This window comes from Terrabacter sp. AAH1 (assembly GCF_054456855.1).
In genome coordinates this window covers 25,572-32,739 of record NZ_JBTJJV010000023.1, presented here as the reverse complement: position 1 = coordinate 32,739, position 7,168 = coordinate 25,572, and the positions used below count along the sequence as shown (strand labels likewise).

The window sequence follows — 7,168 nt, the reverse complement described above, 5'->3', positions numbered from 1 at the left end:
CCCACGACGAGATCAGGTCAGCCGCGGCGGTCGCGCTCCTGGGCCACGAGCGCCCGCGCGACGGTTTCGCGGTTCTCGGCCACGGTACGCACCAGTCCGGCGGCGGCGTCGGGGTGGGCCTCGAGCCAGGCGTCCGAGGCCTCCTTGAGCTGCTCGCTCGCGAGCGAGAACGGTTAGAAGCCGCCGACGACGCGCTCGCCGATGGCGACGCTGCGCTCGGCCCACGCGTCGACGAGCATGGCGTGGTAGCGCTCGACGTACGGCTCGAGCAGCGACAGGTCGGTGCTGCGACGGAAGCCGGCGCCGATCGCCTCGACCATCTGGTTCGACAGGTCGTTGCGCTCGACGGCCTTGGCCCACGCGTCGGCCTTCGCCTCGGCCGTCGGCCGAGCCGCGAGCGCCTCGGCGGCGCGCTCCTTGCCCGTGGCGGTCGGGTCGCGGTCGAGCTCGGCCTTGATCTCCGCCTCGTCGGCAGCACCGAGGGCCGCGAGCGCCTTGGTGAAGGTCCAGCGCAGCTCGGTGTCGACCTTCAGGTCGGGCAGCGACTCCTCGCCCGAGAGCAGGGCGCGCAGCCGCGGCTCGTCGTCGCGGTCGGCGGTGTTGCCGGCCCACGCCTCGACGAGCTGGAACTGGGCGTCGCTGCCCGGCTCGGCGGACTCGGCGAGCGAGCGCAGCGAGGACGAGAGCAGGGCCGAGACCTCGGCGCGGTGCTCGGGGGCCGTGTAGAGACGGGCGGCCGTGGAGGCCTGGCCGAGCAGCACCCGCAGCAGGGTCGAGTCGGTCTCGCCCGGCAGCGACTCGAGGACGAAGCGCACGAAGGCGCGGGCCGACATCTCGCCGTCACGCGTCATGTCCCAGGTGGCACCGAGCACGAGCGAGCGGGGGAGCGAGTCCTGGAAGCCTCGGGGGAGAGCGAGCGCCGTCGCGAGCGACCGCTCGTCGAGGCGGATCTTGCCGTAGGCGAGGTCGTCGTCGTTGAGCAGCAGCAGGTCAGGCTGCTCCTGGCCGACGAGGGCGGCGAGGTCGGTGCGCTCGCCGGCGACGTCGACCTCGTCGTAGCCGACGCGCTCGAGAACGTCGCCCGCGTCACCCTGCCGCACGGCATACCGGCCGATGCCGATGCGGTGCGGGCGAAGGGTCGGGTACTCGTCCGTGGCGGTCTGGGTGATCGCGAACGAGCTGTAGCGGCCGTCGGCGTCGACCTCGAAGACCGGGCGCAGCGTGTTGACGCCGGCCGTCTCGAGCCACAGCTTGCTCCACTCGGTCAGCTCGCGGCCCGAAGCCTTCTCGAGCTCGCCGAGCAGGTCGGAGAGGGTCGTGTTGCCCCACGCGTGCTTGCGGAAGTACTCGCGCAGTGCGGCGACGAACGGCTCACGACCGACGTACGCGACGAGCTGCTTGAGCACGGACGCACCCTTGGCGTACGTGATGCCGTCGAAGTTGACCTCGACGTCCTCGAGGTGGCGCATGTCGGCCGCGATGGGGTGCGTCGAGGAGAGCTGGTCCTGGGTGTAGGCCCACGCCTTCTCGGACGTGCCGAACGTGGTCCACGCGCTCGTCCACTCGGTGGCCTCGGCCTGGCACGTCGTCGACGCCCACTCGGCGAACGACTCGTTGAGCCAGAGGTCGTCCCACCACTTCATCGTGACGAGGTTGCCGAACCACATGTGCGCCAGCTCGTGCAGGATCGTGAGGGCGCGGCGCTCGATCTTCGCCTCGGACACCTTGGAGCGGAAGACGTAGATCTCGGTGAACGTCACGGCACCGGCGTTCTCCATCGCGCCCATGTTGTACTCGGGCGTGAAGATCTGGTCGTACTTCGCGAAGGGGTAGGGCTGGTCGAACTCCGCCTCGAAGAAGGCGAAGCCCTTCTTCGTGCAGTCGAAGATGTTGTCGGCGTCGAGGTACTGGGTCAGCGACTTGCGGCAGAACACACCGAGCGGCACGACACCACCTCGCGTCTGCACCTCGTCGCGCACCTCGTCGTACGGGCCCGCGACGAGAGCCGTGATGTACGAGGAGATGCGCTGCGTCGGCTCGAACGACCACGTCGCGCGCTCGACACCGTCGGCCACGCCCGCCGCCGTCGGAGCGGGCGTGGGGGAGTTGCTGATGACCTTCCAGTGGGCGGGCGCGGTCACCGTGAAGCGGAAGGACGCCTTGAGGTCAGGCTGCTCGAACACGGCATACATGCGGCGGGAGTCGGGCACCTCGAACTGCGTGTAGAGGTAGACCTCGTTGTCGACGGGGTCGACGAAGCGGTGCAGGCCCTCGCCGGTGTTGGTGTAGCGACCGGTGGCGTCGACCGTCAGCTCGTTCTCGGCCGCGAGGCCCGGCAGCGCGACGCGCGAGTCCGCGAAGACCTCTGCGGGGTCGAGGTCGACACCGTTCAGGGTCACCCGCTCGACCGAGTCGGCGATGAGGTCGATGAACGAGTCGGCGCCGGGCTCCGAGCAGGAGAACGTGACCGTGGTGACGGTGCGGAAGTTCTCCGGACCCGTCGTCAGGTCGAGGCTGACGTCGTACGCGTCGACGCGCAGGATGCCTGCGCGGGTCGCCGCCTCGTCGCGGGTCAGGTTCTTGCCGGGCACGTAGGGACCTCCTGGGACGGTGTGTGGGCGCGGCGCAGCGTCGGTCCGACGGCGCCGTCGCGGGCCATCCTCGCACGGAAAGCCGCGGCCTCCACCACCGCGCGGGGCAGGTGGCGAGCAGTGCCATGATGGGCCGCATGGCCGAGACGACAGACCCGCAGAAGGCCCCTCGCACGGACGCGCAGCGCGCCGAGGTGGAGATGTGGTTCGACCCGATCTGCCCGTGGGCATGGATGACGTCGCGCTGGCTCATGGAGGTCGAGACACTGCGCGACATCGACGTGACCTGGTCGGTGATGAGCCTCGCCGTGCTCAACGAGCACCGCCACGACCTCGACGCCGCCTACCGGGCGCGCATGGACGAGGCATGGGGCCCGGTCCGCGTCATCATCGCGGCGGTCGAGGCGCACGGCGACTCCGTCATCAAGCCGCTCTACGACGCGATGGGCACGCGCATCCACCTGCGGAAGATGAGCGACTTCGACCAGGTGGTCCGCGAGTCCCTCGAGGAGGTCGGCCTGCCCGCCGAGCTCGCGAAGGAGGCCCACCACAAGAAGTTCGACGCCGCCCTGCACCGTAGCCACAAGCGCGGCATCAGCCTCGTGGGCACCGAGGTCGGCACCCCGATCATCTCGGTCGGTGGCGTCGCCTTCTTCGGTCCGGTCGTCACTCCCGCCCCCAAGGGCGAGGACGCCGCGAAGCTGTGGGACGGCTGCGTCCTCGTCGCGAGCACACCCGGATTCTTCGAGCTGAAGCGCACCCGTACGCTCGGCCCGATCCTCGACTGACAAACCCCCGGCACCCGACGCACCCAAGGACCCAGATGCGCATCCACATCGGCGGCGACCACGCGGCCTACGAGCTCCACCAGTCCCTCCTCGCGCACCTGCGCGAGGCCGGCCACGACGTCGTCGACCACGGGCCCTTCGCCTACGACGCGCAGGACGACTACCCGGTCTTCGTGCTGCGCGCGGCCGAGGCGGTCGCCGCCGAGGAGGGCTCGCTCGGGGTCGTGCTCGGAGGGTCGGGCAACGGTGAGCAGATGGCCGCCAACAAGGTGCGGGGCATCCGCGCCGCCCTGGCCTACAACGCCGAGCTCGCGAGCCTGGCCCGCGAGCACAACAACGCGCAGGTCGTCTCCATCGGGGCGCGGTTCACCTCTGATGCCGTCGCGAAGCAGATCGTCGACACGTTCGTGGCGACCGCGTTCACCGATGAGGAGCGCCACAGCCGGCGTCTGGGTATGGTTTCCGCGTACGAAGACACGGGGGATCTGCCTGCATTGCCGGACGCCGCGCTCTGACGCGACCGCGTCGGCACTTCCCCCTGTCGTTTCCCCTCAACGCCGCAAGGGAGGCCCGTGGCCCACAACGAGAGCATCGTCTCTCGACACTCGCGCTACGGTGCCGGACCGATCAGACGCCTTCGCCTGCTGGGCCCCTGGCTCGGCCGTGCCCCGTGGGCCCTCGTCTGCCTGTTCCTGCTGCTGAGCGTCTTCGCCACCGCGGCCGTCGGTAAGTTCCCCGACCAGGTCCCTTGGGGCGTCTACGGTTTCGTCGTCGTCCTCGCCGGGCTCTTCCTCGAACCGCGGTACCTGCTCGTCGTCTACATCGGACTCTTCCTCTCGATGGCGATCCTCGGCGCGTACCTGGGCGGCGTGAAGACGACGACGACCGGTGCGCAGATCGTCACCGTCGCGACGATGATGCTCATGCTGTGGCTCTCGCACGCGCGGGCCCAGGTCGGTGTCGTCGGCGTGAGCGGCGAGTCGATGCTCGTCGACATGCGCGACCGGCTGCGGGCCCAGGGCGAGCTGCCTGAGCTGCCGCCGTCGTGGGGCGCCGAGGTCGCGCTCGAGTCGGCGTTCGGCGACGGCTTCTCGGGTGACTTCGTCGTCGCGAGCCGGTCGACCGACGGCTGCACCCTGGAGGTCGCGCTGGTCGACGTGTCGGGCAAGGGCCGTGAGGTCGGCGCCCGCTCGCTGCTGCTCTCCGGCGCGCTCGGGGGACTCCTCGGCGAGCTGAGCGAGCGCGGCTTCCTCCAGTCGGCCAACAACCACCTGTTGCGGCTGCGCTGGAGCGAGGGGTTCGCGACGGCCGTGCACGTGGCCGTCAACCTCGAGACCGGCAACTTCACCATCGGGTATGCCGGCCACCCCGCCGCGGCGCAGTTCACCGCGGGCTCGGGGCGGTGGCGCATGCTCGCGGGCGGGCGCGGCCCGCTGCTCGGGGTGATCGAGAACGCCGAGTTCCCTCGCGAGAACGGCACCCTCCGCCGCGGCGATGCGCTGGTGCTCTACAGCGACGGCGTCATCGAGGCGCGTGACAAGGCGCTCGACGACGGCATCGACCGCATGCTGGGTCGCGCCGAGTCGTTCATCCGCACCGGTTTCGAGGGGCTCGCCCAGCGGCTCTGCGACCAGGCCGCGGCCGGCTTCGGTGACGACCGCGCGGTCGTCACGATCTGGCGCAGCTGACGCGCGAAGGGCCGGTCGCCACGCAGCGCAGTTCGGACCGCCGCGACCGGCTCACTACGATGCCTGCGTGACCGACGACCCCACCGACATCTCACGCGACCCGAGCGACCTGACGGAACCGGCCGGGCAGAACGGGCCGGCGCGCCCGGTCCGGCGCAAGGAGCACCAGGTGCCCGAGCTCCCCGCCGGCGTGACACCCGCTCGGGTGCGCACCTTCGTGCGTCGCGGTCGCCTCTCGTCGCTCACCCGTGACCGCGTCGAGCGGCTCGGCCCGGCCCGCTCGCTGCCCGAGGGCCCCTTCGACGCCGCGGCCGCCTTCGGTCGCACCGCCCCCGTCGTCCTCGAGATCGGCTGCGGTCACGGGCACGCGGCCATCGCGTATGCCGCCGCGTTCCCCGAGCACGACATCCTCGCCATGGACGTCCACACCCCCGGGCTCGCGCGGATGCTCGCCGACGCGGACGAGGCCGGGGTGCCCAACCTCCGCGTCGAGATCGGCGACGCCGTGCTCTTCCTCGAGGACCGGGTCGCGGACGCCACCTTCGAGGCGGTGCACCTCTTCTTCCCCGACCCGTGGCGCAAGCAGAAGCACACGAAGCGCCGGTTCGTCAGCCCCGGCAACCTCGACCTGCTCGCGCGGGTGCTCAAGCCCGGCGGGCACGTGCTCGTCGCGACCGACCAGGACTTCTACGCCGAGCACGTCTTCGCCGAGGTGGCCGCGCACCCGCGTTTCGAGGCGCAGCGCGTCGAGCGGCCGGCGTGGCGACCCAGCGACGGGTTCGAGGCCAAGGGCATCGCGGCCGGGCGCACGATCAACGAGCTGCGCCTCGACCTGCTGCTACAGCGTCCATGAGTCGGGGTGACAGGATTTGAACCTGCGGCCCTTGCGTCCCAAACGCAATGCGCTACCAAGCTGCGCCACACCCCGTGGCGTCGGAATCGTAGCCGACGTGCGGTGACGAGCCGAGCCGGAGCGCCCGTGGGCGCGTCGATTCGGTGGAGCGGGGGCGAGCCAGTAGGCTGTCGCCTCGGATCGCCGGCACCGTCCGACGGCCTGCGGGCGTAGCTCAATGGTAGAGCCTCAGTCTTCCAAACTGATTACGCGAGTTCGATTCTCGTCGCCCGCTCCGAAACCCACTTGGCCGCACCGGCCGCGTCTTCCTACCGTTGGGGCCATGTTCCGCCCCGACCTCCAGGACGCCCTGCGCGACCGCGACGCGGTGCTCCGGTCGTTCCTCTCGCCCGACGGCACCCTCACGAGCATCCCGACGAAGATCCGCAAGCGTCTGGTCGTGCTCGACCTGCTGGCGCAGGAGTTCGAGCCGGGGGAGAAGTACGACGAGAGCCAGGTCAACAACCGCCTCCGTGCCTTCCACCCCGACGTCGCGGCCCTGCGGCGCTACCTCGTGGAGGAGGGCTTCCTCGACCGCGCCGACGGGCTCTACTGGCGCGCCGGAGGCACCGTCGACTGACGGCCGTCAAGACGAGGGCGGCTCAGCGGAAGCCGAGCGCCTCGCTGAGGTGGCTCTCCGCCCCGTCGGCCTCGAGCCCGGCCTCGACCGCGGCCGCAGTGCGTGCCGACGGCCAGCCGTGCACCCAGAAGAGGGCCAGGCCGCCGGGCAGGGCGATGAGCAGTGGCAGCCACGAATGGGGCGTGAACGCGAACGAGCAGGCGAACGCCACGAGCACGGGAGCCTCGGCCAAGGCGGTGCGCAGCGTCGTCGTCGACGTGAAGTAGCGCAGGCTGGTCGCCTCGGCGTTCTCACGCGGCAGGCCGTGCGGCAGGGCGGGCACGGCATACCCGACGTAGCGGATGAGCGCGGCCGAGCCGACGAGCGCGACGAGCGTGACCGCGACCGCCCACGGCGAGGGCAGCGGAGCCGACGGGTCGACGATGATGCGCACCGCGCTGATCATGAGCGCGCCCATGCCGACGGCGACTGACACCATCTGGATCGGCCGCAGGGCGGCGTTCGCGGAGGAGGCGAAGGGGCTCGGCGGTGTGCTCATGGCCCCCGAGCATAGGCGTCGCACGACCACGGACGATCCGCGCATTTAGCCATCGGCCGCATGGCCTATAGCATGGTGCGCTGGCCCGTCC

Annotated in this window: 6 protein-coding genes, 2 tRNA genes and 1 pseudogene; 6 read left to right on the top strand and 3 right to left on the bottom strand. The window is 70.9% G+C overall.

What is annotated here, in order from left to right; all coding sequences use genetic code 11:
- Nucleotides 1–17: 17 nt before the first annotated feature.
- Nucleotides 18–2,591, bottom strand: a pseudogene (gene pepN, locus ACXR8F_RS21120) (aminopeptidase N).
- 137 nt (nucleotides 2,592–2,728) lie between these two features.
- Here pepN and ACXR8F_RS21115 point away from each other — a divergent pair.
- The 4 genes from ACXR8F_RS21115 to trmB all read left to right on the top strand — a co-directional run bounded on the left by ACXR8F_RS21115 (nucleotide 2,729) and on the right by trmB (nucleotide 5,920).
- Nucleotides 2,729–3,379, top strand: a complete 651-nt coding sequence (locus tag ACXR8F_RS21115) for a mycothiol-dependent nitroreductase Rv2466c family protein (RefSeq protein WP_458803528.1) — start codon at nucleotides 2,729–2,731, stop codon at nucleotides 3,377–3,379.
- A 35-nt stretch (nucleotides 3,380–3,414) separates the two neighbouring features.
- A complete protein-coding gene (locus tag ACXR8F_RS21110; RefSeq protein WP_045190139.1) occupies nucleotides 3,415–3,894 on the top strand; it encodes a ribose-5-phosphate isomerase in 480 nt (159 codons plus the stop codon).
- 57 nt (nucleotides 3,895–3,951) lie between these two features.
- A complete protein-coding gene (locus ACXR8F_RS21105) occupies nucleotides 3,952–5,067 on the top strand; it encodes a PP2C family protein-serine/threonine phosphatase (protein WP_458803526.1) in 1,116 nt (371 codons plus the stop codon).
- Between the two features lie 67 nt (nucleotides 5,068–5,134).
- Nucleotides 5,135–5,920: a tRNA (guanosine(46)-N7)-methyltransferase TrmB gene (gene trmB, locus ACXR8F_RS21100; RefSeq protein WP_458803524.1), complete on the top strand. Its 786-nt coding sequence runs from the start codon at nucleotides 5,135–5,137 to the stop codon at nucleotides 5,918–5,920.
- A gap of 1 nt (nucleotide 5,921) precedes the next feature.
- Here trmB and ACXR8F_RS21095 read toward each other — a convergent pair.
- Nucleotides 5,922–5,995 (bottom strand) — tRNA-Pro (locus tag ACXR8F_RS21095).
- Between the two features lie 128 nt (nucleotides 5,996–6,123).
- On the opposite strand from ACXR8F_RS21095, the gene ACXR8F_RS21090 reads away from it, so the two are divergent.
- Both ACXR8F_RS21090 and ACXR8F_RS21085 read left to right on the top strand, forming a co-directional pair.
- Nucleotides 6,124–6,194: transfer RNA gene (locus tag ACXR8F_RS21090), tRNA-Gly, on the top strand.
- Between the two features lie 48 nt (nucleotides 6,195–6,242).
- A complete protein-coding gene (locus tag ACXR8F_RS21085; RefSeq protein WP_045190135.1) occupies nucleotides 6,243–6,539 on the top strand; it encodes a DUF2087 domain-containing protein in 297 nt (98 codons plus the stop codon).
- 22 nt (nucleotides 6,540–6,561) lie between these two features.
- Here the strand turns inward: ACXR8F_RS21085 and ACXR8F_RS21080 are convergent, their stop codons facing one another.
- Nucleotides 6,562–7,077 (bottom strand): hypothetical protein, encoded by a 516-nt coding sequence (locus ACXR8F_RS21080; RefSeq protein ID WP_458803521.1) that lies wholly within the window; start codon nucleotides 7,075–7,077, stop codon nucleotides 6,562–6,564.
- Nucleotides 7,078–7,168 lie beyond the last annotated feature (91 nt).